Origin of the sequence: Treponema socranskii subsp. buccale (assembly GCF_024181585.1) — a bacterium.
GTDB lineage: Bacteria > Spirochaetota > Spirochaetia > Treponematales > Treponemataceae > Treponema_D > Treponema_D buccale.
In genome coordinates this window covers 1,738,907-1,765,461 of the sequence record NZ_CP054258.1, presented here as the reverse complement: position 1 = coordinate 1,765,461, position 26,555 = coordinate 1,738,907, and the positions used below count along the sequence as shown (strand labels likewise).

Sequence of the window (26,555 nt, the reverse complement as noted above, 5' to 3'; positions counted from 1 at the left end):
CTCCCGGCATCAGTTTGCTACGCCGTAGACAAAGCCGTGTACGATGCGGTAAATCGTTTGATCGTCTCCGGACAATTTTTGATGTACGCATAAAAGCGAAACCGAAATAACGTTGTTGTGGTACAGTATGGAATACAGTTTTTCTTTTCCGCGCATATTGCCGAACTCGTGCGCGGATTTAATAAAAAATTCCGAAAACACCGAATCGAAGCGTTTTTTTAACGGCGCATAGACCGCTTCGGTTTCCGCATTGCCGGGCGCGTTTAAAAGCACGCTGTGCAGATTAAAAAAATCGGGATACGCAAGCGCAAAATCGATTGTCGCGGCCAGGATGCGTGTCAGACTTTTAAGAAAATCGTGTTCGTACGCTGCGGCATGTTCGAGCTTTTGCAAAAGCTCCGCACCCTTTGAATCCGCTATCGCCTGCAAAAGTCCCTGCTTGCTTTTGAAAAAATAATATAAGGTCGGCTTTGTAATATTTGCGTTTTCGCAAATTTCCTGCACGCCGACTCCTTCGTACCCCTTTTGTGAAAAAAGGCGTATTGCCGTGTTGAGAATTGCATCTCTGCTGTTATCGTTTATTGTCATATTTATATACCGTTCAGTATATAAATATACCGATCGGTATATGGATTGTCAATTGTGGGCGATCGGATGGACTTGAAGAACGCGTGAAATAATCATTGAACAATAGTGCAAAATATGCTCTAATGGCGAAAAGCTGTTCCGCATGCCGGATTAGATATTTTCGCGGAAAAATCGATTATGGCAAACGAAAATTTACACAATGCGAAGATCGCAAAAAACGATGAGTTTTATACACAATATGCCGACATTCAAAAAGAGGTGAACGCGTATATCGAGTATGATCCCGACGTATTTAAAAACAAAACGATTCTTCTTCCGTGCGACGATCCCGAATGGAGCAACTTTACCAAATTCTTCGCACAAAACTTTGCGGCATTCGGATTGAAAAAACTCATCAGCACGAGTTATGCCGTTGAAAGCAAAAAAATACCGGGCGATTGGCAGCCGACATTATTTGAAACGGAAAATCCTTTATTCGATGCGAGTAAAACCAAAGTGAAGGGGAAAATTTTTACCCTTACCGCCGATGAAAACAAAGACGGCAAAATCGATATAGACGATTTACAATGGTCGTACATGAAAGGAGACGGTGACTTCAGAAGCGATGAAGTAAAAAAGCTGCGGGAGGAGGCGGATATTATCATCACCAATCCGCCCTTTTCTCTGTTTCGTGAATTTTTGGCATGGATCGTTGAAGCAGATAAAAATTTTTTGATTATTGCAAATATGAATGCGATTACCTACAAGGAAGTTTTTCCGTTAATAAAAAATAATAAAATTTGGCTTGGCAACGGTTTTAATCATGGTAATGCATATTTTAAGATAATGGCAGCTGATCCTAAAAATTATGCGAACGGTGTATATGATGAGCAAACAGGATTGGTAAAATTTCGTAATGTGTGTTGGTTCACCAATCTCGATCACGGTCGCCGCCACCAGCCGCTCAGCCTTATGACGATGGCCGACAATATTAAATTCAGCAAGCACAAAGAAGTTAGAGGGATCGGTTATAAAAAATACGATAATTACGATGCGATCGAAGTCCCTTTTACCGATGCGATCCCGAGCGACTATTTCGAAGATATGGGCGTACCTATTTCATATCTCGATAAATATTGTCCCGAACAATTTGAAATTGTAAAATTCCGTAAAGGGAACGACGGTAAGGATTTGACATATACGACGGATGTTGGCACGTCTGTTGCAGAGAGAGAGAGAGAGAGAGAGAGAGAGAGAGAGAGAGTTACCCCGTACTTCCGCATCATCATCAGGAGGAAGATGTAACGGCGTTATGGGAGTCCCCATCAGCTTCCTCGACAAATACTGCCCGGAACAGTTCGAAATCTTGTGGACAACAGACAGAGGTAGAGACGGATATTTGGACGAATTCAAAAAACCGCATGAAAGATACGATGCGCCGGTCATCAACGGACAAGGACTCTATAAGCGCATTTTCATCAAACACAAGATGTAACGGCATAATGGGCGTGCCGATCAGTTTTTTAGATAAGTATTGTCCGGAGCAATTTGATATCCTTGGAGCAACACAAAGAGGGTGTCACGATGCAGTTCCGGATACAAAAAAATATGACGATTATTGGGAATGCAAACCCAATGGCGAGAGAACGGGTTCATCCGGCGGAAAGACGAATGAAAATGCCAATTTGCTCCAAAATGACGGAAAAAAGAATTATTTCATCAATTCGGAAGGAAGAATTATTCAGTCTGCTTATCAAAGAATCTTTATCCGACACAAACAGCGAACATATCAAAATTAAACAATAACATTGCATTTTTGTCGCTTTTATATCATAGTAATAATGGGCACCTCGAAAAAATCGTTGAGGAAGTCCGCCGTTTTATCTCAATTTAAGAATCGTGGAGGCGCGCTATGAAAACAACATTGAGAACGGATATAACGATAAAAGATATTTGCGAAGGTTTCGTTTACAACGAACTCGAAGGGAAGGGGTTGTTCGGGCTTGCAGGAAAACTTACCATTCAGCCGGAATACCAACGCAACTATATTTATGCGGACGGGAAAAAAGATGTTGCCGTTATCGAGTCCGTAATAAAAGGTTATCCGCTCGGCTTGATTTATTTTAATAAAACTTCTGATGGACAGTTTGAAGTCCTTGACGGGCAGCAGCGGATTACCAGTATCGGTCGATTTCTTTGCAATAAGTTTGCGTTCAAAGACGTACATGGAATGGAGCAATACTTCAGGGATTTGGCCGCCGATCTGCAAAATACAATTCGTAAAACAAAGCTGCTTATTTACGAATGCGAAGGAAGCGAAACGGAAATAAAAGAATGGTTCAGAACGATCAATATTGCCGGCATTCCGTTAAACGAACAGGAACTTTTAAATGCCATTTATTCCGGTTCGTTTGTGACCAAAGCAAAAGAAGTATTCAGCAACAGCCGAAATGCATGTATTCAAAAATGGAGCGCATATATTTCCGGTTCCGTAAATCGGCAGGACTTTTTGCACACTGCGCTTGACTGGGTGAGCAAGGGCAAGATTTCCGATTATATGGCGCGTCATCGTCATGATAAAAATATTACGGAGATGGAAACATATTTTAACTCCGTGATCGATTGGATAGACGGCGTTTTTATCGATGTCGAAAAAGAAATGTGCGGACTTGAATGGGGACGGCTTTACGAGACGTATGTGAAAAAATCATATGATCCTCAGAAAATTTCTCAACGCTTACACGAATTATACGCCGACTTTTATGTAAAAAATAAAAAAGGTATTTACGAATATTTGTTGGGCGGCGAAACCGATAAAAAGCTGCTCGACGTGAGGATTTTTGACGAACCGACAAAAAAGTCGGTATATGCAAAACAAACCGCCGCCGCTGAGAAAAAAGGCGTTTCAAACTGTCCGCTCTGTGCGTTGGAAAACTCCGGTAATAAAACAAAAATTTGGAAATTGGACGAGATGGATGCCGACCATGTTTCCGCGTGGAGCAAGGGCGGCGCAACCAACAGCGCAAATTGCCAAATGCTCTGCAAGACGCATAATCGGGCGAAAGGAAACAAGTAGTTTCTGATATATTTTATCACAGCTGTGATTTTTTTATGTCGATAACTTATTAAAAGTGCCGCATATTAAATTTAACGAAAGCCGCAAAAACGCAAGTTTTTTCGGTGCTGCCGATACGATAAAAAATTAGAGGAGACGGCGATGATTTTTATTTATTATCCCAAATGCACTACGTGCCTCAAAGCGAAAAAATGGCTAGACGATCATCACATCGATTATATCGGGCGGCATATCAAAGAAGATAATCCGTCTGCAGTCGAGTTGAAAAAATGGCACGGACAAAGCGGTCTGCCGCTTAAAAAATTTTTTAATACGAGCGGTTTGCTGTATAAATCTTTGCATCTTAAAGAAAAGCTTCCCGGCATGACAGAAGAGGAAATGTATCGCCTTTTATCGTCGGACGGTATGCTTGTTAAACGGCCGCTCGTTATCGCTCAAAATAAAATACTCGTCGGATTTAAAGAAAAAGAATGGGTTGATATCCTGTGCGCTGCACGGACTGGAAAAGAGCGGCGCTGAAAAGCGTATGTTTGGTTAAAGTCGCCGCCTGCAATACCAGCGATAAAGCAGCCCGCCAACCTATCGTTCACTTTCGTTTCCACTCGATCCGTACTTTGCCCGAGACGATGCCGCCCTTCGATTCTACGAGCGTCGTTTTTATGCCCGACAGCGTCGAACCGTTTTGTACGGTGAGTTTCCACGTGAGGGGCGGTGCGTCCGTCGCTGCGAGGAGGGCGGCTTCGCGCGGCAGTTCGGGAAAAAACGATGCGTTCGATTTTCCCGCCTGCGTTACGGTTACTTCTTTTCCCGTAACCGAAACGGAAATATTCATCGTTGCGCCGTTTTTGTAGATGATAAAACCGCGTCCGCCCCGAAGAATGACGATTTTATCGATATACTCTTCGCCGCCCCACGTTCCCGCGATCGAGTCGGTCGAGAGAGCAGGGCTCCGATTATCGGGTATATTCGTGTCGTTCGTCCGATCGGCTTCTTTCGGACTTCGATTATTCAAAAGGCTTTCGAATATCGACCGCAGAGAGGCTTTCGATTCCATGAGGATTTTATAATATGAGTCGTAGGTTTGGGTGTACGAATGGATATCCTTCGTCCGCATGTCGGCGACGCAGATCGTGCAGTCCCATTTTCCGCCGGCCGGATCTTTTTTGCCGATGAGCGCGTAAAACGCAAGGGGAGCAGCGGCTTTTGAAAAGTCGGGGGCACCCTGCGCTTTGTACGCTTCGGCAAAACCGCTTTGCCGTCTGTCGGTAACCGAAATGCCCGGCAATTCGCCGAGCTGCGTGAGGTAGAGGGTTTCCGTCATTTGAATCATATTGGCGTCGGCATCGGAAGATATGACGCCGAAAAAATCGACAGAGCGGGAAGGTTGGCTTTGAGCTCCGAATGCGGCAAGCGATACGACGAAGGCCGCCGCCGCACGGCGAAAGGCTTTTTTCATCAGCCGTTTATCTCCCTGCGGAACTCTCGCGCGGCTTCCCGGTCCATGTCCCGAGCGCGGATCGTATCGCGCTTATCGTACTGCTTTTTGCCTTTGCAGACGCCGAGCTTTACTTTGACGCGGCCGCCTTTCAAATAAAATTCGAGCGGAACGAGTGTATAGCCTTTTTCTTCGGTTTTCCGCACAAGCCGCTTTATCTCGTCTTTGTGCAGCAAAAGCCGCTTCGGCCGATCGGGAGAAGGGGTAAATGCCGACGAATAGGAATATTCGGAGATGTGCAGATTTTGTACCCACACTTCGCCTCCTTTGATTTCCGCAAAGCCGTCGGGAAACGAAAGATTGCCCGCTTTTATCGATTTGACTTCCGAACCGCGCAGTTCTATTCCGCATTCGATCGAGTCTTCGATAAAATAATTGAAACGGGCTTTTCTGTTTTCCGCGATAATCTTTTTTCCGTCAGCCATACCTTTTCCATTATATGAAATCGTCGCAAAGGTTTCAATTCTGCAGCCGGGACAAGGGCACCGGAAATATATACAAAAATTGTATACAGATAAATAAAAAAGGCGGAACGCGAGGCAGCGGAACTGCCGCCGAGCCGCTCAGACCGATGGCAAGCAAACTATTTTGATAAAAAAGTTTGCGCAGTCCGATTCCGATCACGGTCTGCCGCGGTGAACGGCAGAGCCGCTGCCGGGAGTGCAGCCTTTTTACTACTGCTGTCTGTTTTTATAAAATATATTTCCGGTACATTTGTCCTATATATTGTAAACTCGCGGCGTTTGTGTTATGTTACACGCATGAAGCAAAAGCTGTACGACTATTCTTTCGATGTAAAAAAGCAGCGCCGGCGCACGATTGTTTCGGTGATTCTTTTTTTTCTGATCGTCTTTGCGGGTGTTTCGCTCGTACGCAGTTTTGCGCTTTTTACCGTCCGCTCCCGCTCGGTTTCCATGCAGCCCGATATCCCTTCCGATTCGTGTACCGTATTTACGCCGATTGTGAAAAATCTTTTGCGCGGAGATGTCGTTATGCTTAAATCCCGCCGCACATCTTCTCCGTCCGCTTTCGTGACGGCTGCCGACGCGGTAGTGAGATTTTTTACCGCACAGCAGTATTCGCTTTTCGGTAACGATACGGCAAGCGAACAACCCGAAATCCGCCGCGTCGTCGCTTTGCCCGGCGACACCGTCTATATGAAAGGCTACGTCGTCTTTGTGCGGCCTGCGGGGGACAGCCATTTTCTTACCGAATTCGAACGAGCCGAAAAGTCCTATAACGTGCGCATCGTTTCCGTGCCATCCGATTGGGACAGCGCGATCGGCGTGAGCGGCAGCTTTGAAGCGCGCACGCTCGGAAGCGGCGAATACTTCGTGCTCGGCGACAACCGCACGAGCGCCCTCGATTCACGCCTGTGGGGTGCGGTGCGCATTGACGACATAAAAGCGAAAGGGCTCGCCGTGTATTTTCCGTTTGCGAAATTCCGTCTTTTGTAGAGCAGTGGGTGTGTCTTTTCCGCTGTACGTGCACATTCCGTTTTGCACTTCGAAATGCTCCTACTGCGATTTTTTCAGCGTACCCTGCGCAAAAAAAATCGACGACGAATATATCGATGCCGTTTTGAACGAAGCGGTATGTACGGCGTCGCTTTGGGATATCGATTCGTGGAAGACGATCTATGTCGGAGGCGGGACGCCGAGTCTGCTTTCCGAAAAGCAAATCGACCGTCTCTTTTCGGGATTGTTAAAAATGTCCCGCAAGGCGCCGCTTGAAGTGACGATGGAAGCGAACCCGTCCGACGTAACGGAAAGCTTCCTCGATGCGGCGTCCGCTTCGGGCGTAACGCGTATTTCGTGCGGCATTCAATCGTTCAGCGACACTTCTCTTTGCCGCGTGCGGAGACGGAGCCGCGCGAGCGATGTGTACCGCGCACTTTCGCTTTTTGAAAAAAAACGGCCGCACGCGCTGTCGGTCGATATGATCGCCCGTCTTCCCGAAGAAACCGATGCATCGTTCGCTTCGGGTTTGAAAACGCTCCTCTCGTATGCGCCCGATCACATTTCACTTTATTCGCTCACCGTCGAAGAAGGTACGCCTCTTTGTTCGGAAATCGAAAGCGGGAAAATCCTGCACGACATCGATGCGTCGGATGCGCTTTGGATTTCGGGGTGCGACTTTTTGTGCGGCGCGGGATACGAACAGTATGAAGTGTCGAATTTTTGCCGCAGGGGATGTGAGTGCCTGCACAATCTCGCCTATTGGAATCTCGAAAGCTATGCCGGCATCGGCGCGGGCGCGACGGGAACTTTTTACCGAAAGGATGTGTCGGCGAGATTTACGAATACGCGCGATATCGGATCCTATGTGCGCTTTTGGGAAAGCAAAAAAATCGATGCGGTGCGCTCCCGCATCTTTTTTTCGGATGATTTCCGCACGGTACAAGTGCGTGCGGAGCGGGAACGTAAATTCGCTGAGCTCCCTTTTTCCGTCGAATATATAGATAAAAAAACGGAAGCTTTTGAATTTTTTATGATGGGACTTCGGATGACGCGCGGCATCTGCCGTGAAACGTACGAAGCGCGATTCGGCGCTTTTCCCGAAAAGGCTGAAGCGCTCTTTACAGCGTGGGAAGGGCGGGGCTTGGCTTTACAGCGGAAAAAAAACGGTGCGCACTTTTATGCGCTCACAAAAGAAGGGCTTTTGTTTCTCAATGAATTTTTGGAAGCGCTTTTGTAAGACGGCTGAACGGAGGATTTTGAGTATCATACGGGGAGCTTTTTAGGTGATTATAAAAAAAATAAAAAATTTAAATAATGAAACTTTTATCGCCACTATACAAGAAAATATAAAAACAAATTCTTCTGTACCCTGTATATAAAAGCATGGGAAGACAGCGATGTTTTTTTTTGATTTATGCAATGATGATTTCGGTATCGCAGTGAATCAGGTTAACTTGTTTAATGATAAAAAATAAAGTGGAAAAATTAATAATAAACAAATATTGTTGTCTATAGTAATTATATAGAATTAAAATTTTTTTCTTCAAAAAATAAAAATAATGACTACGGGAGTTTATATTATGTGACGTCTTCAATTGATGGAAATGCATTAGTTGTGGTTTAATTTCTATTTTTGATGTAAAATAATCATCTGCCGTTTCAGGAACCGTAAAATCAAGTTGTGGTTTGATTTCTATTTTTGATGTAAAATAATAGCCAAGCCAAATACCGCACGACACAGGCGGTTGTAGTTTGATTTCTATTTTTGATGTAAAATAATTAAAACGATCAAAACGTTGACGAAGCTGATGTTGTGGTTTGATTTCTATTTTTGATGTAAAATAATACATAGGCGGTAAAGGTATAATAACCTTTTGTTGTGGTTTGATTTCTATTTTTGATGTAAAATAATGACGATGCGTTACATCGCCATATTCACCTAGTTGTGGTTTGATTTCTATTTTTGATGTAAAATAATAGTATGGAAAAAGAATTTGGTAGTGTACTGTTGTGGTTTGATTTCTATTTTTGATGTAAAATAATCGCAAGCGCGATAACGACAACCGTTTTCCGTTGTGGTTTGATTTCTATTTTTGATGTAAAATAATCCAATGGGTGGCGGAGACAATAAGCGGCAGTTGTGGTTTGATTTCTATTTTTGATGTAAAATAATGAGGTGATAAAAAATGAAAGCGCTTGTGTAGTTGTGGTTTGATTTCTATTTTTGATGTAAAATAATTCAGCAGCACAAAGTTCACGAACGGCAAAAGTTGTGGTTTGATTTCTATTTTTGATGTAAAATAATAAAAGAGGTGAGTAAGAAAGTTGCGAACTAGTTGTGGTTTGATTTCTATTTTTGATGTAAAATAATTTTTCCGCCGTCTTTCCCCAGATCGTAACGGTTGTGGTTTGATTTCTATTTTTGATGTAAAATAATAAAATGACTATAAGTATATATGGCAGAACTGTTGTGGTTTGATTTCTATTTTTGATGTAAAATAATTTTGTGCGCGTCGTAGGCAAACCCGCCTCTGTTGTGGTTTGATTTCTATTTTTGATGTAAAATAATCAATAGAGAGAGCGCAAAACACAACAGCAAGTTGTGGTTTGATTTCTATTTTTGATGTAAAATAATACGTTACCAACACCGACTGCCCAGTCTATCGTTGTGGTTTGATTTCTATTTTTGATGTAAAATAATGTGCGTAAGGTACATAAGCCTAGTGCTACGGTTGTGGTTTGATTTCTATTTTTGATGTAAAATAATTAAACAGGCAAACACTTGTTTACCGCGCAAGTTGTGGTTTGATTTCTATTTTTGATGTAAAATAATGGATTTACACTTTGTACGTCAGCTTGAATAGTTGTGGTTTGATTTCTATTTTTGATGTAAAATAATTGTAATAAACTAGACGCACCAATAGGCGTCGTTGTGGTTTGATTTCTATTTTTGATGTAAAATAATACAACTTCTCAGACGGATCATAAGAATAAAGTTGTGGTTTGATTTCTATTTTTGATGTAAAATAATCAAAAGCGGTTTTACCTGTATTTCACCAAAGTTGTGGTTTGATTTCTATTTTTGATGTAAAATAATGTTACAAATGACGACTGCAAACCACGTTTGTTGTGGTTTGATTTCTATTTTTGATGTAAAATAATGACAAAAAAGTATTTAACTTCTTGTTCATAGTTGTGGTTTGATTTCTATTTTTGATGTAAAATAATCCGTTTTCGTAGTAGGCGAAGTCCGGGACAGTTGTGGTTTGATTTCTATTTTTGATGTAAAATAATTCTTACCGACGGTAAGTCGGGCAACGTTACGTTGTGGTTTGATTTCTATTTTTGATGTAAAATAATCATACAGTTCGTGCCTACGCAACAAACAAGTTGTGGTTTGATTTCTATTTTTGATGTAAAATAATATGAGTTGTATAAGACCATATTATGCAAAGATTTAGATTGGTTTGCAGTGTAAAAAAAATAGAGAAAAGTTATCTTTTTTTTATATCTTTCTTTGTTTTTTTACTTGCTGCCCATTCTTTTTATCTGTAACTTTTTCAAGTTTGACTATTAAAACAATTGGAGTTGTTGCGGTGCTTTTTCTTTCTTTTGGGGGCTTTCGCCTATAAATGTCAAAATTTCACTGAACTGTTTGTCAGTAAATTTCAAAATGCTTACAGTTCCTTCTCTCGGGAGCCATTTTTTTATTCTATTTTCATGGACTTCGCACGATTCTCTACTCCCGCAACATCTTTTGTAAACGCTGAATTGCATCATTTCAAAACCGTCTTCCAACAGGTTTTTTCTGAATTCGCTCGCTCGTTTGCGTTGAGGCTTTGTGTTTGTCGGTAAATCAAACATACAGAAAATCCACATTATCTTATAGGCGTTTATCCGGTCAAAACTCATATCATACAAAATTCGGAAGTTTCAACTTTTCAGATTCGTTTGAAAGGGCGTCCGCGAGCGATGCGCTTGTCATTGAAAGGGCGACCATCATCGGTCTTGTCAAGTTTTCCATTTTTACGTCGCGCGTAAGGACTTGTAAAATCCTCTTTTTGAATTCCAGCCCAAGTTCTTTCTCATCTGGATTTGTCGAGATGTATTCTATGACTGCATCATCGATAAAAGGTCTGTAAGGCTCCATCAAATCATCCGCAAGGCAATATGCATTATATTTGTTGTGATGATGAATTCCCAAAGTAGGAAGAAGGCCTGAACCGATCAACGCGCGTGCCGTTGCGGCTCTCAAAATTGCATATCCGTAATTTAAATAATTGTTTGGAAAATCTCCAAAACGATTTCGGCACCATTTCTTTCCAAAAAGATTGTCCCAATAAAATTTTGCAGCCTGGCTTTCCATGTTCGTCGGGTCGCCGCTTTTTACACATTTTGAAAAATTAACAAGCCTTGTAAAATCCAAATCGTATTTTTTAAGAACAAGTCCCTGATTTTTTATCTTAAATTCCACAATCTGCTTCCAGCATTTCTTTTTAACAGGAAGTTTCGCGTTTATCTGGGCGGAAAAAAGTTGCGACTGGGTCTCATTGCAATCAAGCGGCATAGTCATTGAAAAGGGCAGGTGCTTTTCATTGCAAAAAATAAGCGCGCAATTATTGTCAGTAAGCTCATTTATCAAAGGAATTGTCAGTGTAACGAGTGCGTTTTCCACAATCACAAAACCTATGTCTTCGATGGGAACAAGTGTTTCTTCTTGAGTTTCTTTACTGAAAATGACAAGCTGCTTGTGCCTTACGCTTAAACAAACAGCATGCGAGAAAAACAGTGTTCGTTTAACCATACTTTAACTATCGGACGAAAAACTCGATATGTTCAGTTTTATTCTTGTGCGAAAAGTTACATCTTTTACCAAACTCTTACTTTCGTATGATTTCTCCTATAGGCGAAACGGCAAAGTCCTGCCCCTCAACAAGTCCCTTAAAATTTGATGTTAGATACATAAGACATTCAGTCCCTGCATTCAAATCTTTTTTATCATTTTCACCTTTCATATATTTCCAAGGTCTTGCACTTATAATGTGCACTAGTTTTATTTGAATATTATTCCCTGAAGTTGCAAGCCCGGCAATCCTGTACAGGCGTTTCCAAAGTTTTTCTTTAGACAAGGCGAACACGTCTTCCTGAATATCGTTTTGCAGGATCACGATTTTTCCGGGCTTTAGAATCTTGTACAATTTCAAATTGATGCCTTTTTTCTCTTTAAAATCAGGATAGAGTTCAGTCTTGTTCTGTCTACTTTTTACAGCGTCAAGCAGATTGCAAATTTTGTAGTCTGAAACATCCTTTCCTTTTTCGTCTTTTCCTCTGTAAATTGCAAGAAGATAGTTTTCGTCGTTTACAACATAATAATTTTGCTTGTAGTCTTTCGGATTTTTTGAAATCACATTGTGGTGCTCTTTCAAAGTGATCGGCGAAGTCGGCTGTGCCTTTATCCTAATCCGTTTTACAAAAACATTTCTTCCGTCTTTTTTAAACGGCAACAGGATTCCATTTGTTTGAATTTCTTGGAGCGTTTGTATTCCATTTAAAAGATTTTTCTCAAAAGTCTCTCTTATTCCCTTGTCGATGATTTTTTCAGCGCTCTTTTCATCCAATGTTGAAACCAGGACACGCTGCACGAATATCATCTCGGATTTTCCGCCCTTTTCCGGAACGGTTTTTATGCGGCCATAGAAAGTGTCCTTGTGCAAAGAACCTCGCGCTGTCGCTCCCTGGACAAAGACAGGTTTTCCGTTTTTCAAAACAGGCTTTCCATCCCGATTTCTCATAATTCTTTTTGACTGCCTCAAGGAGTTTTCGTCTGAAAAATATTTCGGGATTATATATTGAACGGCGTTCAGAACATCGGCGTCAAATGTCGCCCATGGTTTTGAAAATTTCAGATGCTTCCCGTCAGGACTGTTTTTGATTGTCTCGGACAGCAGATTGAATTTTCCTCGGTTTACGCATGCAATTGTCAAAGCGTCAACTGTGTGGTGCATATGGTTTGAGCGGTCTTTTACCTCATTTCGCTCCATCAAGCCCCACTGCCTTTTGAATGTGTCTGTCATAGAACCTTTTACAGGCTGAACATAGCTAAAAATACTCTTCAAATACGAAAGAGAAAATTTTGTGATGATTCTAGTGTCGTTGAGCTGGCTGTGCTTAAAACCTGAAGTAACTTCTGTCGCCGAAAAACGCCTTAATTTTCCTTTGTAATAGTCAAGCTCGTACTCTGCCTTATGTTTTTTTACGATTCTTGAATCTTTGGCGGTAGGTTCTTCGTATGAGCCTCCGAGTTTTGTACTGCGCTCAATTATTTTCAGGCAGTTGTCGATTTTATCTTCATAAAATTTTTTGAACCGCTTGTTTATTTCTTCAAAATTCGGCAATTCCGAAGGAAGTTTTTGCTTTTTTATGTTTCGGTTGAATTCACTGTCGCAAAGTGTAAGGTTTTCAAGGGAATCGTCATAAGACAGGCTTCTTGGGATTGTGTGCTCAAAGTCGAATTTAGGAAGCGGACCGAATAAGTCTGTAAAACTTATATGCTTTCCCGTGTAAGGACATGTTTCATTTTGTTCTTTCCAGAGTCTGAATTTTTTGACATCCGATTCCGTCGGAACGACTTTAAAGCCGGCCTCGTTGCAAAGTTCTTCTATTTTCTTTCTGGCATCCGCATTATTTTTTTCGCTGTCTTTTGCAAACTCTGCGAGAGCTTTCCGCCGGTTCTTGTCATTTACGTCGTTTGCAAGTTCCACATTTATTTTTGTTGAACTGTCTATTTTTCCTGTTTTTATAAGATAATTTACAAGTTTCCGGAGTTGGTGCAACGCCCTCATCACAACAGGATTTTTGACGCTTTGCGAGCGAGGAGAGGCAAGATATATTTTTCCATCGTCGGCTTGAACCGGCGATTCAAAATTGTAATCCGTGTCGCTTGGGTGATAAAGTTTTCCCTTTATAGTAAATCCTTTTTGATTGAGATAGTCCAAAATCAAGTCGTCAGTGCGATAAAGCTGATATTTGTAGTCGTTTGGATTTTTTCCGACGGCGATTTTCAAATTGTCTTCAACTTTTTCAGAAACTTGCAAAATTATATCTTTACGTTTTTCTTCGTCATATTCATTCCACTTTTTCTTTCCAAACAAGTCCTGTGCGGAATTTTCCACAACCGATTTGTCCCATTCTTCAAATCTGAAATCATTGTCTTTATCTTTGAACGCAGACTCAAGACAGCGATTTGCAAGAACGATAATATCGTTTTTGTCTTTTAGCGTCCCGATTATATTTTTTACAGAATTTTCGATTTCCTCTTCGTTTTGTAAAAATGCGTCTTGCCCAATCATTGTCGGTATGTTTGCAAGAAAAACCGCAGTCGAATAGATGTAGCCTTTCCGCAAAAACGGATTTATCTTTCGGATTGCCTTAAGGCTTAAATTCGCATATCCCTGCTGAATTCTGATTGTGCAGAATCTTCTTGCCGTTTCATCGCTCAAAAAGAGTTTTTCCTTTGCGAATTCAAGCAGTTTTTCTTCGTCGTCGAAATCAAAAAGGACATGCCAGATGTCGTTCATGTCGTATTGTCCGATTTTCTTGTCTTTCCAGCTTTCATCGGAAGAATCGTCGCCAAAAATATTTTTTAATCCTGCGCAAACAGGACAGCCAGAAACGTTAGTCTCTTTTCTGTAGTTAAACTTCCAGAATTCGTTTTTGCCTTTTAATTTCTTTTCGATGTCAGCGAACTGAAACGTCGGTTTTGAAATTCTGAAGAAAAGCGGTTTTATCATTTCTTTTTCTTCGTCTGTAAGGAATTCAAAATCGCTGTTTTCATCTTCCCTTGAATTTTTTGCGAGTTTTATTGAATTGATGAACGAGAGCATTCTGAATTCTTCAAACTCAAAATGAGAGATTGGAGAGCGGCTCTTGTTCGGCTCGAATGTGCATTTTCCCACAAGAAATTTTTGAGATTTCAGTTTTCTCTGGAAGAAAATTGCCCTGTATAAATCGCTTTTTAATTCCGATGAAAAACCTTGAACTTCACAGATTTTATTGAATTCTTTCTCGTAGTGCTCTTTTCTAGATGTGTATTTTCCTCGCACTTTTTCACCGGATTGCTTTAATTCGTAAAAATATTGACCGAGCGTCTTGTCACCCATAAGTGAGGAAAGTTCGTCTATGCTTTTTGAGACTTCTCCTTCCGACGCTTTTGTAGTCTCTTTTCTGTTGCTTAAAAATCCACGCCGTTGAGCAATGTGATACAATGAACGCCCGATTTCATACGGTTCCGCTTTTTGCTCCACGCATTTTTTTCTGAGAAAATATGGCTCCCAGTTTTTTAGTTCGTCCGTTCTATACCAGTTTAAAAAATCTTTTGAAGTCGGATATATTTTTTGTCTTCGCCATTTTTCAAGTTCTTCGATAGTTAGCGGACACATTTTATTTTTGATGAGGACTTTTAATGTCTCGTATTTTCTAAGTTTTCTTCTGAATTTTAATCTTCTTGCAAGACGAAAACTCGTCCTCTCCGCCGCTTTGGAGCTTTCGTTTCCTTTTTCTTTTTTTACGCCTTCAGGAAAAATGTAAACTCCGCAGTCTTCAATTTTGCCTGCTGCTTCGTCAACAATTCCCCAGCCAATCGAATTTGTTCCTATGTCAAGTCCAAGTGTTTTCATAAAATTTGTAAAATCCTCAATAATAAAAAAATTGTGCTTGCAAAAAATCGCAGGCAATGTTATACTGAACGCAGAAATCAAATCACAATAAGGCTAAATGCCGAAGTCATTTGACTACAGTCCCGCATCTTGTGGGACTTTTTTATTATATCACAGGAATTTATTTTCGGGGATATTTATTTAAAAGACTTTGCTCTAATTTGCAAAATAAGGAGAACTCGAAAACACGCCCGATCTGCAGGAAATCGTCCTCTCCCAAGAGCTTTCGTGTCCGGTAACGCTGCGCTTTGAAATCAAATCGGTGTATAAAGGCGACAAATACGACGACACGTGCGTATCGCTCATCTATCCGCTTACGTCGGATTGCATCCTCGCGCAGCATTCCCGCCGCGAGCGAAAGCGGCGAATGAGTCCGGCTTGCTGATGAGCTGCAAAGTCGACGCTCTCTACGAAAAACAGTGAGTGCCCCTCTCCGCTTTTTTCGGAATCGTTATCGTAAACGTCGAACCTTTGCCCGCTTCCGATGCGACGCCGATCGTCCAGCCGTGCGTGTCGACGATGCTCTTTACGACGGAAAGCCCGATCCCCATGCCTTCTTCCCTGCGCGAATCGGTTGCGCGGTAAAACATATCGAATATGTGATCGAGGTCTTTTTTCGCTATACCGATTCCCGTGTCGCTGACACTCACGATACATGCGTCATCCGTCTCCGTCGCTGAAATTGCGATTGTATCTCCTTCTTTCGAATAGCGTATCGCATTGCTCAAAAGATTTTCGAGCGCGCGGGAAAAAAGCTGCCTGTCCATCGGCACTTTGCATTCGGGAGAGAGGGCGATCGCCGACTTTATTTTACGTTTGAAAACCGCTCCGGTCATTTCGGCGCTTTTTACAAATTCGGAAACGACTGTAAAGACGCTTTCGGGAACGAGCTTTTGCCGCCAATCCGCACTGTCGAGTTTTACAAAATTGATGAGCGTATCGATCATGCTTTCGAGCCGGTTCGTCTTCGTTGCGATTATTTCAAGCGATTTTTTTATTTCGTTTTTATCGGTGATGACGTCGTCCGAAATCGCTTCGGTGTAACCTTTGATGACGGCGACGGGCGTGCGGAGGTCGTGGCTGATTCCCATGATAAATCGCGTGCGCCGCTCGTGCGCGTCGAGGAGGGCGCTTCGCATCTTTTCAAGATTTTCGGTCAGCGAAATGATTTCGTTGCTCTTCGCTTTCGACTGTTTCGCGTCGTCGGTGATCGGAACGCTTAAATCTCCGTCTGCGATCTTTTGTGTGCGCTGTTCGAGAATCGTGATCGACGTAAATATGTCGCCCGAAATTTTTGCGATGATGATGAGTACGAGGACTGCAAAGCACAGCAAAATACCGACCAGATAATTGACGTAATCCATGCCGTGCCTGTCGCGTTTGTTGAATTTATCGACGCGGGTTAAAATGACGATCGTATCGTTTCGCCCGGAAAAACGAAAACTCGTAAATTGATAAAAATACGTATCGCTCGTCGAAGAGGCGAAGCCCCACAGCGCGAGCGGAGAGAGAGATGTGCCCGCTTTGAGTTCGGCGATCGATGAGATCAAAATATCGGCCGATCCTGAAAGCGAAAAAACGGCGACTTCCATGTCGGGCGGCAGGCGGCGGATATAATCGTGGAGCTTACTCCATTCGCGTACCGAAAGTTTGAACGTATCGCTTTTGCGCAGCTCTTTGTAATCGTGGATGAGCGCGCGTACCGGAGACGTAAAATAGTGATACGACGGAATAAAAAGCGCGCAGCATATCGGAATGACGATGATCGCCGCGAGAAGGATATGGAATTGGCGCCTGATCGTCATGCGTCTTTTTTCGCTCCCTGCCTGAAGGCGATCGATTCTTTCGAAAAGCAATAGCCGAGTCCGAACACCGTTTTAATAAATTCCGGATTCGACGGATCCTTTTCGATTTTTTTGCGAAGCCGCTGGATGTACACTGCGACGGCGGTTATGTCGCCGTACTGCGCTTTCCACACGTCCGCGTAGATTTTTTCAGGCGAAAGCGTTTCCCCCGCATGTTTGACGAGGTATTCGAGAACGGCGTACTCTTTTGCCGACAGGGCGATTTTTTGAGCGCCTTCTTTGAGTACGCAGCTGTTTAAAAGGAGCGTATACGGCCCGAACGAAATCGTCTCTTCTGCAGCGGCTTCTGTTGCCGCCTGTCTCCTGAGGTTTGCCTGAACGCGCGCGACGAGAACGCGCGGAGAAAAAGGCTTTGTGACGAATTCGTCCGCTCCGAAGCCGAGCGTTTTTATGATGTCTTCGTCGGCGTCGCGCGCGGAGACGATGACGACGGGTATCGTCGTTTTGTATTCGGCGCGGAATTTTTTGAGGAATTCGAAACCGCTCATGCCGGGAAGATTCAAATCGAGGATGACGAGGTCGGGCGCCGTGTCCGATTTCAGTTTTTCGAGCGCATCTTCCGCCGTACCGAACGATAATGCGTCCATGCCCGCTTTTGACAGATACATCGCGATGAGATTGGCAATTTCGGAAACATCTTCTATAATAAAAATACGGGCGCCCATAAGCTTTCCTTTCAAGTTCGACTGCGGCATACACGGCGAGTTTGCAGAGCAAACTCGGTAGTGAGCGCAGCGAACGAAGTTCTCGCCGAAAGCACAGTTTTATTTAGAAATGCTTTCAAAACTCGGCATTCGACCTTTTAATAATTTAATATAAAACGGAAAAACGCGCAACGGAAACGCGTGACCTCACGCGGTAATAACAGTTTTTTATGCTCAAAAAACGGAAAATTATCCGTAAACAAGTATATCGGCTTAGCCGATAATGAAATGACGCGATTTTTTTATTCGACGAAGGGGCAGTCTGCCGATTCGTTGAAATACTTGACGGCTCGAAGCAATCGGAGCATTATATAACGATGATCGAAGTGATGCGTTTAAACGGAAAAAAGTATTGGATCAATCCGCACATGATCGAAAGCATGGAAGAAAATCCCGATTTGACGCTTGCGATGCTGTCGGGCAGAAAAATCGTCGTAAAAGACAAACCCGAAGATATCATCGAAAAGATCATAGCCTATCGAAAAAAGATCGGCATCAATACGCAAGAGGTGTGAGGAATTATGGATATAGCGACAATAATCGGAATCATCGGCGGCGGCGCGTGTATCATGGTGTCGGTTATCTTTTCCGGCGGTTCGTTGAGAGGCGTGTTCGACGTACCTTCCGTCTTTATGACGATAGGCGGTTCGTATTTTTCTCTGTGGCTCTGCGCTCCGATTTCCCGATGTATCGGCATCTTCCGCATCATGGCCCGCGCCTTTAGAATTTACGATTTCGGCGAAAAACAGATCATCCAAAATATGGTCGCGCTTTCCGAAAAAGCGAGGCGTGAAGGCATCCTCGCCCTCGAAGACGGCCTCGACGATATCGAAGATACCTTTATGCGTAACGGTCTTCGCCTTGTCGTCGACGGTACGGACGGGCAGGTCATCCGTTCGATTATGGAAAACGAAATGAACCAATGCGAAGCACGCCACATGACGTGGATAAGTCTCGTAAATCAGTGGGCGGGTCTTGCGCCGGGCTTCGGTATGATGGGAACCGTCGTCGGTCTTATCGGCATGTTGCGCAACATGGAAGATAAATCGGCTATCGGCCCGAACATGGCGGTCGCTCTTATCACGACGCTCTACGGTTCTTTGATGGCGAACTGGATCATCGGCCCTATCGCGCAAAAGCTCATCGGTCACAACGCCGCTGAAATGCGGACGAAAGAGATGGTCATCGAAGGCGTGCTTGCGATTCAGGCGGGAGAAAACCCGCGTATCATGGCGCAAAAGCTGCTCACGTACCTCGACCCCGTCGCGCGGCACGCGATCGAAGCCGACGTTTTGAAGGATTGAGTATGGCGCGGAAAAGCAAACAGCCCGAAAAGCCGTCAACCGCGTGGCAAACGACTTACGGCGATATGATCACGCTCATGCTCTGTTTTTTCGTCATGCTGTACAATCCGACGGAAGTCGATATCACGCAGCTTGCGACGATCACGCAGGCGCTCCAAATGCGCGAAACGGAAACGACGGCGGGCGGCTTGGCGCTTTCGACGGGACGGCTTGCGGATTTGGGAAACAATATCAATTCGCTTCCGGCGATGGAAAAAGGCCGCTCGCTTGCAAACGCGCGAAAAAAAGCGGTAAGCCTTTTTGCACCCGACGTCAAATCGAACAGGATAACGATAACGAGCGACGAGCGGGGGCTCGTCATCACGCTCGCATCCGACAGTTTTTTCGCCGAAGGAAGCGCTGCGCTCGACATCGACGAAACGCGCGAAACGCTCTTGCGCCTTTCCGAGTTTTTTAGGGATCCCGAACTGAAAGCGAGGAGATTCCGCATCGAAGGTCACACCGACGATACGCCCGTTTCTTCGTCTTCCCCGTATGCAAGCAACTGGGAGCTTTCGGCCGCCCGTGCGATGAACGTGCTTCACTACCTTGCAGACTTCGGCGTAGACGAGCGGCGGTTTTCGATAGCGGGCTATGCGGATACGCGTCCGATGTTTTCGAACGATACGCCCGAAGGCAGAGCCTACAACCGGCGGGTCGATATAATTATCCTAGACGAAGGACACTTTTGATGGTACAATATATAATTAAATATTCCTTAGAATGTAAACCGTGCGTTTGTATAGGTGGGGATCATGGCAGACAACGATATTAATTTCGACGAAAGCGCGTCCGACGGCGGAAGCGGTGCGAAAGGAAAAGGAATCGGCGGACTTGTTCCCGGATTATTAAAATGGATACTCATAGCGCTCGGCGCGGTGATCCTCATCGTCGTCGTCGTGTTCGTTACGGTGCGTGTCGTTTCGAGCAATACGTCGGCGCAGACGGCGATCCCGATGAGCGACGAATACCATGCGCAGCGGGAAGTGCTCGACTGGTACTCATCGCTCGGAGCCATCAGAACGAGAACGAGCGACGACGTCCCTGCGAGCGTCGTCGTCAACGTGTTCCTCGGTTATAAAAAAGACGACAGGGTTGCGGCGACGGAAATAACCGAACGGAGGGTTGAACTCACCGATTATTTGCGCCGATATTTTACACAGAAGACGATCGACGAGTTGAAGCCGCAAAACGAACAGAAATTGAAAATAGAATTGCGCAATGCGATCAACGACGAAATTTTAAGCGGTTCGAAGATCCGCGACGTTTCGTTTCAACAGCTCGATGTCATCGAGCAATAGTACGGCGGTTTGATTAGGAAAAAGCATGAACGAAGTTCTGTCACAGGATGAAATAGATCAGCTGCTCACCGCGATAAGTTCGGGCGATTCCGACACCGACGATTTTAAGCCGGTCAGCGATACGCGTAAAATCAAGATTTACGATTTTAAGCGTCCCGACAAATTTTCGAAAGAACAGCTGCGCACCGTGTCGAACATGCACGAAACCTTTGCGCGTTTGACGACGACGAGTCTTTCCGCTCAGCTGCGGAGCCTCGTGCACGTTCACGTCGCTTCCGTCGATCAGCTTACGTATGAAGAGTTTATACGATCCATTCCGACGCCGACGACGCTTGCCGTCGTCAATATGGATCCGCTGAAAGGAAATGCGGTGCTCGAAATCGATCCGACGATCACGTTTTGCATGATCGATCGCCTGTTCGGCGGCCGCGGTTCGACAACCGGAAATAAAAACCGCGATCTGACCGATATCGAACAGTCGGTTATGGAAGGCATCATCGTACGCATCCTCGCGAATATGCGGGAAGCGTGGACGCAGGTTATCGATTTGCGCCCCCGGCTCGGACAGATCGAAACGAATCCGCAGTTTGCGCAGATCGTGCCTCCTTCGGAAATGGTCGTTCTCGTTACCCTTGAAATGAAAGTCGGCGAAGAAGAAGGCATGATGAATTTCTGCATTCCGTATTTGACGATCGAGCCGATCATTTCAAAGCTGTCCTCTCAATTTTGGTTCAGTTCGGTGCGCAGAAGTTCGACGACGCAGTACCTCGGAACGCTGAAAGAAAAACTTTCGTCGGTTGAAATGGACGTCGTCGCCGAAGTCGGCTCCATCGATTTGCCGATACGCGAAGTGCTCTCTCTCCGTGCCGGAGATGTCGTGCGCCTGTCGAATATCCGTGTCGGCGATCCGCTTACGCTCAGCGTGGGCAACAGAAAGAAATTCTATTGCCAGCCGGGCGTTGTCGGAAAAAAGATGGCGGTGCAGATAACCGGTAAATTGGAAGATATTTCGGCGGATGATTTTGAAGAACTTTCTGTAGAAGGAGATGATTCGTATGAGTGATGGTGCAATATCGCAGGATGAGATTGATGCTCTGCTTTCGGGTGTGTCCGTAGACGGCCTCAATTCATCCGGCAGAGTCGGAGGAATGCCTTCCGTACAGCTGGATACCGCCGTTCTGCAGAAATTTGCGGATGAACTCAAAACGCCGTTCGCAGAAAATCTCAACAAAATGACCGGTGCGAATTTTTCGGCCGATACTCCCGTCGTCGAGCAGCTCGACCGCGACCGCCTCTTGGCAAAGCTGCCGGAAGTCGTCGTCAATGTTCTCGCCGACTTTTCGAGCGGATTGGTCGGTGATCACCTGTACATACTCGCACCCGAGTTTGCGCAAAAGATCGTCGGTCTTATGAATAAAGAGGATAACGCGGACATCGACGATATGGCGCTTTCCGTTATCGCCGAAACCGTGTCGACGCACACGAACGATGAAATCCAAGCCCTCGAAAAGACGGGCAAGATTTCCGGGATTTCGTGCAATCCGCCCACTGCGCGCAACGATCCGAAAGCGATGATACGAGTTCCGCAAAATCAATTCGTCCTTTTCAATTATCCTCTTTCGCTCGACGGGCAGGGCTATACATTGTGGGAAGCGGTCGGAGCGACGGCCGCAGAACAGATGATCAGAGCGCTCGGAAGCGGAACTTCGGCTCCCGAGATGAATACGGGCGGAACGCTCAGCGCCGCCGACATCGCATCCGTCGGAACGATGGCATCTCCCGGTATGAATATGGGACAGGGTATGAACATGGGACAGTCGATGCCCATGATGGGGCAGATGGGAAGCGGCATTCCGAACGTACAGTCGCTGCAGTACCCGATGCTCCAAGGCAATATGGCCGGGAGCGGCGAACAGGGCAATATCGGTCTTATCATGGACGTGTACATGGAGATGACCGTAGAGCTCGGCCGCACGAAAAAACAGATAAAAGACATTCTCGGCATGGGAGAAGGTACGATCATAGAGCTCGACAAACTTGCCGGTGAGCCGGTCGATATCCTTGTCAATCATAAGCCGATCGCAAAGGGCGAAGTCGTCGTCATCGACGAAAACTTCGGTGTGCGCGTTACCGAAATCCTGTCTTCGATCGAGAGGGTGACGGAACTGCACTGATACTTTTACAGGGTGGGGGAACAGTTGCAATACTCGAAATTATTAAAAACGGCGGCGTTTTCGTTTTTGCTCGTCGCCGTATCTTTTCCGCCGTACGCGCAAGCACAGGTGACCGAAGATACGCGCATCGAGCGGACTGAAACTGCTGCCGTCGACGAATCGTCTCTTCCGATAGCCGATCCCGCGCTTTCATCCGCCGCAGCAGAGCGGCCCGCATCGACGCTTTGGCTTTTTATCCGCATGATCCTTGTCCTCGCCGTCGTCGTCGCCTGCGTGTACGCGGTCGTCTACCTCATGAAGCGCAGCATGAATAAAGATGTCGGAGAAGGCGATCAATTTTTGCGCGTCGTCTCTTCCGTATCGATCGCGCCCGGAAAATCGGTGCACGTCGTTTCGCTCCTCGACGATAAAGCGTATTTGATCGGCGTTACCGACAACGCGGTCAACCTCATCGGTGAAGTTACCGACAAAGAGACGATCCACGCGATGAACCTCTATGCGGATACTCGTCAAAACGTAAAGAGGCCGCGGAATTTCGGCGATATCCTTTCGATCTTTATGCCGCAGGGAACAAAAAAAGGCGAAAGCGTTTTCAGCGGCGACGGCGATAAAGCGCGCGATATGCTGCGAACGCAGAGACGCCGCCTCGATTCGGAAAAGTGATATGAGTGAGTCATCTATTTGTGCCGGGAAAAAAACGTATCGAATGCGGGTGGGCTATGGCGAGCGTTATCGTAGGCCGCCTATTTGTGCCGGAAAAAAAACACATCGAATACGGGCGAAGCGCATCGTTCGTATTCTGGTCGTCCTTGCTCTCTTTTTATGCGGCACAGCTCTTTCCGCTCAGCAGAATAATAATTTTCCCGAAGGATCGGCGAGGGGTACGACGGAGATGAATCGCAATGTGCGGAATCCTGTCGTGCCGAACGTCGATATAAGGGTTACGCAGCCTCAAACGGGCAGGGAAGTCGCGTTTTCGGTACAAGTGCTCCTTTTGCTTACGGTGCTCACGCTTGCGCCGAGCATTTTGATTTTGACGACGTGCTTTTTGCGTTTTTCGATCGTCCTCGATTTTATTAAACGCGCGCTTTCTCTGCAGCAAGTGCCGCCGACCGCCGTGCTCAACGGAATCGCGTTTTTTATGACGCTTTTTGTCATGTGGCCGACTTTTACGAGGGTGTACGACAATTCGTTCCGTCCGCTTTCGAGCGGAGAGATCGGCGTCGAAGAGGCGTACCGCGAAGCCGAAGCTCCGATGCGCATTTTTATGTATACGCAGATGGCCGAAGATACGAGCTCCATTTCCCTTTTTATGTCTATGGCGAGGATGGATCGGCCGAATACGCTCGCCGACGTTCCGACGCATATCCTCGTGCCCGCTTACATTTTGCACGAGCTTACCGTCGCGTTTAAAATCGGTGTGCTGCTTTACATTCCGTTTATCATTATCGATATGGTCGTCGCGAGTATCCTCATGTCGATGGGCATGATGATGCTGCCGCCGGTACAGATTTCGATGCCGTTCAAACTGATGCTCTTCGTCCTCGTCGACGGATGGGGGCTTTTGACGCAGCAGCTTTTCGTTTCCGTTTTGCGCTGAAAAAATCGGTGATTCGATTTTAGGAGGATGATAAAAAGCGATGTCGATAGGACAGCTTGTCAATTTAATTCGCGGCGGCGTATTTGAAATTTTTATCCTCGCAGCTCCCGTACTCGGCGCCGCTCTCCTCGTCGGGCTCGTCGTTGCGATCTTTCAAGCGACGACGTCGATTCAGGAACAGACGCTGACGTTTTTGCCGAAAGTTTTGACGATCCTTGCGATGCTGGCGCTCCTTGGAGGCTGGATGTTTACGCATCTCAGAAATTACACGGTTTCTCTTTTTAATCTCATACCGCTCATGGCGCGCTAGAGATAAGGACGAAAGCGGTGATCGATCGTATCGTAAGTCATGCGCCGATATTTTTGCTCATTGCCGTCCGCTGTTTTGCGCTTTTGATGACGCTGCCGCTCTTTTCGATGCGCTCGGTGCCGAGGGCGGCGAAGATAGCGCTTGCAGGCTATATGGCATACGCCCTCATTCCGCACGTCGATTTTTCATCCTACGCTCCGTATATTTCCTCGAGCGGTCTTTTCGATTTGTCGTATGCGTTTTTACTTGCGGGAGAAGCGATGATCGGACTCATCATCGGTTTTTTTATCACGATCCTCTTTGCCGCATTCAGCACTGCAGGTCAGTTTTTTGCGTTTCAAATGGGCTTGAGCGCATCCGAAGTCTACGACGCGCTCGCGCAAGTCGAAAACCCGCTCATGGGGCAGTATTTGAATCTCGTCGCGATGCTGCTTTTTTTGCAGAGCAAGTGGTTTCAAAAACTGTTTTTGCGAGGACTCGTTTCAAGCTTTGCGTCGATGAACGTATTTGCCCTCCTCGAAGCGAAAGAACGCATCGTGCGATTTTTGGTCGGAAGCCTCACCGAGCTTTTCGCTTCTTCGCTCGTCATCGCGCTTCCGCTTATGGGCACGCTTTTGCTTATCAATATCTGTATGGGAATCCTCGCGCGGGCCGCTCCTCAGATGAATCTTTTGTCCGAAGGGTTCGCGCTGCTTTTGCTTACGTCTTTTTTCGTCATCACGGCGCTCATGCCCCAGCTGTGCGATTTTTTCGAACGCTCGTTTAACGCAGGCATCACGTCTCTTATCGCGCTTTTTTCGGGAGGCGCTTCGTGAACGATATGCTTCCCGTACCGCCGTATCTGTATATCGACCTTCAGTGGTTCGCCGCGGAAGACGAAGGCAGAACCGAAGAGCCGTCGGAATACAAGCTTGAAAAAGCGAGGCGGGAGGGCCGCGTCGCAAAAAGCGCCGAACTCAACAGCGCCTTCGTCATGCTTTTGTGCGTCGTGCTCCTCATCGTCTTTGCGCCTTCGATGTTGAAAGAATGTACCGGGATTTTCCGTTACTATTTTTCGCGCTGCGCTTCATCGAGCGTAAACGATCCCGCGATCGCGCGCGTATTTTATTATTTTTTTTTGCGCCTCGTGCTGCCGATCGGCATCATCGGTATTGTCGGCGGCATTGCGGGAAATATCATTCAAAACCGCAGCTTTATCTTTACGACGAAGACGATCGAACCGAAGTTTCAAAAAATCGTTCCGAACTTCGTTCAGTATTTCCGCAACACGCTTTTTTCGCTGCGCGGACTTTTCAACGTCGCGAAATCGCTCGGTAAAGTAACCGTCATTTCGATACTCGCTTTTATGCTGCTCCGTCGAGACGTTCCGATTCTCATGCTCGAAATTCAAAACGGGAACATCGGCATGGCGATCCGTCACATCGGTATCATGAGCGCCGAAATTTTAATAATGGCGAGCATCGTATTTCTCGTCATCGCCATTCCCGATTATTTTGTGCAGCGGCGCGAATTTATGGAACAGATGAAGATGACGAAACAGGAAGTAAAAGAGGAATATAAAGAATTCGAAGGCGACCCCGAAGTAAAAAACAGGCTGCAGCAGGCCGAGCGCGCCATCCTGCAGCAAAACATGCCGCAGGCCGTCAGGGAATCCGATGTCGTCATTACGAACCCGACGCACTTCGCCGTCGCGTTGAAATACGATGCGGCTTCAGGCTACGAAGCGCCGCGCGTTACCGCGAAGGGCGAAGACGAAGTCGCATTTTCCATGCGCAGGATAGCCGAAGAAAACGACGTGCCCGTTGTGGAAAACCGCCCCGTCGCGCGCGGTCTCTATGCAAACACGAATGTTGGTGATATAATACCGGAAGAATATTTTAGAATTATTGCCGATATCTATGCTCATGTTATGAATTTGCATAAACGGCTTTAGTAGGCGGGTGGGG

The 26,555-nt window shown here is 45.6% G+C and carries 27 protein-coding genes and 1 CRISPR repeat array; of the genes, 19 read left to right on the top strand and 8 right to left on the bottom strand.

Annotated features, from left to right (window positions below; genetic code table 11):
• Positions 1-9 precede the first annotated feature (9 nt).
• Positions 10-588 carry a TetR/AcrR family transcriptional regulator gene (locus tag HRI97_RS08035; protein WP_253724972.1) on the bottom strand — a complete coding sequence of 193 codons (579 nt, stop codon included), beginning with the start codon at positions 586-588 and terminating at the stop codon, positions 10-12.
• A gap of 177 nt (positions 589-765) precedes the next feature.
• On the opposite strand from HRI97_RS08035, the gene HRI97_RS08030 reads away from it, so the two are divergent.
• The 5 genes from HRI97_RS08030 to HRI97_RS08010 all read left to right on the top strand — a co-directional run bounded on the left by HRI97_RS08030 (position 766) and on the right by HRI97_RS08010 (position 4,162).
• A complete protein-coding gene (locus tag HRI97_RS08030; RefSeq protein ID WP_253724971.1) occupies positions 766-1,872 on the top strand; it encodes an adenine-specific methyltransferase EcoRI family protein in 1,107 nt (368 codons plus the stop codon).
• A 7-nt stretch (positions 1,873-1,879) separates the two neighbouring features.
• Positions 1,880-2,062: an adenine-specific methyltransferase EcoRI family protein gene (locus HRI97_RS08025; RefSeq protein ID WP_253724970.1), complete on the top strand. Its 183-nt coding sequence runs from the start codon at positions 1,880-1,882 to the stop codon at positions 2,060-2,062.
• Between the two features lie 7 nt (positions 2,063-2,069).
• Positions 2,070-2,366: an adenine-specific methyltransferase EcoRI family protein gene (locus HRI97_RS08020; RefSeq protein ID WP_253724969.1), complete on the top strand. Its 297-nt coding sequence runs from the start codon at positions 2,070-2,072 to the stop codon at positions 2,364-2,366.
• A 113-nt stretch (positions 2,367-2,479) separates the two neighbouring features.
• Positions 2,480-3,643, top strand: a complete 1,164-nt coding sequence (locus HRI97_RS08015) for an HNH endonuclease family protein (RefSeq protein ID WP_253724968.1) — start codon at positions 2,480-2,482, stop codon at positions 3,641-3,643.
• Between the two features lie 141 nt (positions 3,644-3,784).
• Complete coding sequence (locus HRI97_RS08010) at positions 3,785-4,162, top strand: arsenate reductase family protein (RefSeq protein ID WP_253724967.1); 378 nt, start codon at positions 3,785-3,787, stop codon at positions 4,160-4,162.
• Positions 4,163-4,229: 67 nt separating this feature from the next.
• Here HRI97_RS08010 and HRI97_RS08005 read toward each other — a convergent pair whose 3' ends face one another.
• Positions 4,230-5,099: a TP0183 family DNA metabolism protein gene (locus HRI97_RS08005; RefSeq protein ID WP_253724966.1), complete on the bottom strand. Its 870-nt coding sequence runs from the start codon at positions 5,097-5,099 to the stop codon at positions 4,230-4,232.
• The gene (gene smpB, locus HRI97_RS08000; protein ID WP_253724965.1) at positions 5,099-5,563 is read right to left on the bottom strand and encodes an SsrA-binding protein SmpB; all 465 of its coding nucleotides are present in this window, start codon (positions 5,561-5,563) and stop codon (positions 5,099-5,101) included. Before smpB ends, HRI97_RS08005 begins: the two co-directional genes overlap by 1 nt.
• Before the next feature lie 336 nt (positions 5,564-5,899).
• Between smpB and lepB the strand changes: the two genes are divergently transcribed.
• Together lepB and hemW are read left to right on the top strand one after the other, a co-directional pair.
• Positions 5,900-6,595: a signal peptidase I gene (gene lepB, locus HRI97_RS07995; protein WP_253724964.1), complete on the top strand. Its 696-nt coding sequence runs from the start codon at positions 5,900-5,902 to the stop codon at positions 6,593-6,595.
• A gap of 10 nt (positions 6,596-6,605) precedes the next feature.
• Entirely contained in the window at positions 6,606-7,835 is a 1,230-nt protein-coding gene (gene hemW, locus HRI97_RS07990) for a radical SAM family heme chaperone HemW (protein WP_253724963.1), read from the top strand.
• A 375-nt stretch (positions 7,836-8,210) separates the two neighbouring features.
• A CRISPR array of direct repeats spans positions 8,211-10,023; the repeat unit is 36 nt; unit sequence GTTGTGGTTTGATTTCTATTTTTGATGTAAAATAAT.
• Positions 10,024-10,171: 148 nt separating this feature from the next.
• Here the strand turns inward: hemW and cas2 are convergent.
• The 3 genes from cas2 to cas9 form a co-directional block, all read right to left on the bottom strand.
• Positions 10,172-10,477 (bottom strand): CRISPR-associated endonuclease Cas2, encoded by a 306-nt coding sequence (cas2, locus tag HRI97_RS07985; protein WP_301338914.1) that lies wholly within the window; start codon positions 10,475-10,477, stop codon positions 10,172-10,174.
• 34 nt (positions 10,478-10,511) lie between these two features.
• A complete protein-coding gene (gene cas1, locus HRI97_RS07980) occupies positions 10,512-11,402 on the bottom strand; it encodes a type II CRISPR-associated endonuclease Cas1 (protein ID WP_253724961.1) in 891 nt (296 codons plus the stop codon).
• 76 nt (positions 11,403-11,478) lie between these two features.
• Positions 11,479-15,273: a type II CRISPR RNA-guided endonuclease Cas9 gene (gene cas9 / locus HRI97_RS07975; protein WP_253724960.1), complete on the bottom strand. Its 3,795-nt coding sequence runs from the start codon at positions 15,271-15,273 to the stop codon at positions 11,479-11,481.
• A 235-nt stretch (positions 15,274-15,508) separates the two neighbouring features.
• Between cas9 and HRI97_RS12700 the strand changes: the two genes are divergently transcribed.
• Positions 15,509-15,697, top strand: a complete 189-nt coding sequence (locus HRI97_RS12700; RefSeq protein WP_436411276.1) for a hypothetical protein — start codon at positions 15,509-15,511, stop codon at positions 15,695-15,697.
• A 22-nt stretch (positions 15,698-15,719) separates the two neighbouring features.
• Here HRI97_RS12700 and HRI97_RS07970 read toward each other — a convergent pair whose 3' ends face one another.
• On the bottom strand, positions 15,720-17,117 hold the full coding sequence (locus HRI97_RS07970) for a sensor histidine kinase (RefSeq protein WP_253724959.1): 1,398 nt from the start codon (positions 17,115-17,117) through the stop codon (positions 15,720-15,722).
• Positions 17,114-17,872: a response regulator transcription factor gene (locus HRI97_RS07965; protein ID WP_385971851.1), complete on the bottom strand. Its 759-nt coding sequence runs from the start codon at positions 17,870-17,872 to the stop codon at positions 17,114-17,116. Before HRI97_RS07965 ends, HRI97_RS07970 begins: the two co-directional genes overlap by 4 nt.
• A 326-nt stretch (positions 17,873-18,198) precedes the next feature.
• On the opposite strand from HRI97_RS07965, the gene HRI97_RS07960 reads away from it, so the two are divergent.
• The 11 genes from HRI97_RS07960 to flhB all read left to right on the top strand — a co-directional run bounded on the left by HRI97_RS07960 (position 18,199) and on the right by flhB (position 26,542).
• Positions 18,199-18,396: a flagellar FlbD family protein gene (locus HRI97_RS07960; RefSeq protein ID WP_021331023.1), complete on the top strand. Its 198-nt coding sequence runs from the start codon at positions 18,199-18,201 to the stop codon at positions 18,394-18,396.
• A gap of 6 nt (positions 18,397-18,402) precedes the next feature.
• On the top strand, positions 18,403-19,185 hold the full coding sequence (locus HRI97_RS07955) for a motility protein A (protein WP_253724958.1): 783 nt from the start codon (positions 18,403-18,405) through the stop codon (positions 19,183-19,185).
• A gap of 2 nt (positions 19,186-19,187) precedes the next feature.
• Complete coding sequence (gene motB, locus HRI97_RS07950; protein ID WP_180486532.1) at positions 19,188-19,916, top strand: flagellar motor protein MotB; 729 nt, start codon at positions 19,188-19,190, stop codon at positions 19,914-19,916.
• Between the two features lie 63 nt (positions 19,917-19,979).
• Positions 19,980-20,525 carry a flagellar basal body-associated FliL family protein gene (locus HRI97_RS07945; RefSeq protein WP_253724957.1) on the top strand — a complete coding sequence of 182 codons (546 nt, stop codon included), beginning with the start codon at positions 19,980-19,982 and terminating at the stop codon, positions 20,523-20,525.
• Between the two features lie 25 nt (positions 20,526-20,550).
• On the top strand, positions 20,551-21,588 hold the full coding sequence (gene fliM, locus HRI97_RS07940) for a flagellar motor switch protein FliM (protein WP_180486530.1): 1,038 nt from the start codon (positions 20,551-20,553) through the stop codon (positions 21,586-21,588).
• The gene (gene fliN, locus HRI97_RS07935; protein ID WP_253724956.1) at positions 21,581-22,699 is read left to right on the top strand and encodes a flagellar motor switch protein FliN; all 1,119 of its coding nucleotides are present in this window, start codon (positions 21,581-21,583) and stop codon (positions 22,697-22,699) included. Before fliM ends, fliN begins: the two co-directional genes overlap by 8 nt.
• Positions 22,700-22,711: 12 nt before the next feature.
• A complete protein-coding gene (locus HRI97_RS07930; RefSeq protein ID WP_180486528.1) occupies positions 22,712-23,362 on the top strand; it encodes a flagellar biosynthetic protein FliO in 651 nt (216 codons plus the stop codon).
• A 43-nt stretch (positions 23,363-23,405) separates the two neighbouring features.
• Positions 23,406-24,299, top strand: a complete 894-nt coding sequence (gene fliP / locus HRI97_RS07925) for a flagellar type III secretion system pore protein FliP (RefSeq protein ID WP_253724955.1) — start codon at positions 23,406-23,408, stop codon at positions 24,297-24,299.
• Positions 24,300-24,339: 40 nt separating this feature from the next.
• A complete protein-coding gene (gene fliQ, locus HRI97_RS07920) occupies positions 24,340-24,609 on the top strand; it encodes a flagellar biosynthesis protein FliQ (protein ID WP_180486526.1) in 270 nt (89 codons plus the stop codon).
• Between the two features lie 17 nt (positions 24,610-24,626).
• Positions 24,627-25,424: a flagellar biosynthetic protein FliR gene (gene fliR / locus HRI97_RS07915; protein WP_253724954.1), complete on the top strand. Its 798-nt coding sequence runs from the start codon at positions 24,627-24,629 to the stop codon at positions 25,422-25,424.
• Between the two features lie 5 nt (positions 25,425-25,429).
• Entirely contained in the window at positions 25,430-26,542 is a 1,113-nt protein-coding gene (flhB, locus tag HRI97_RS07910; protein WP_366794539.1) for a flagellar biosynthesis protein FlhB, read from the top strand.
• Positions 26,543-26,555 lie beyond the last annotated feature (13 nt).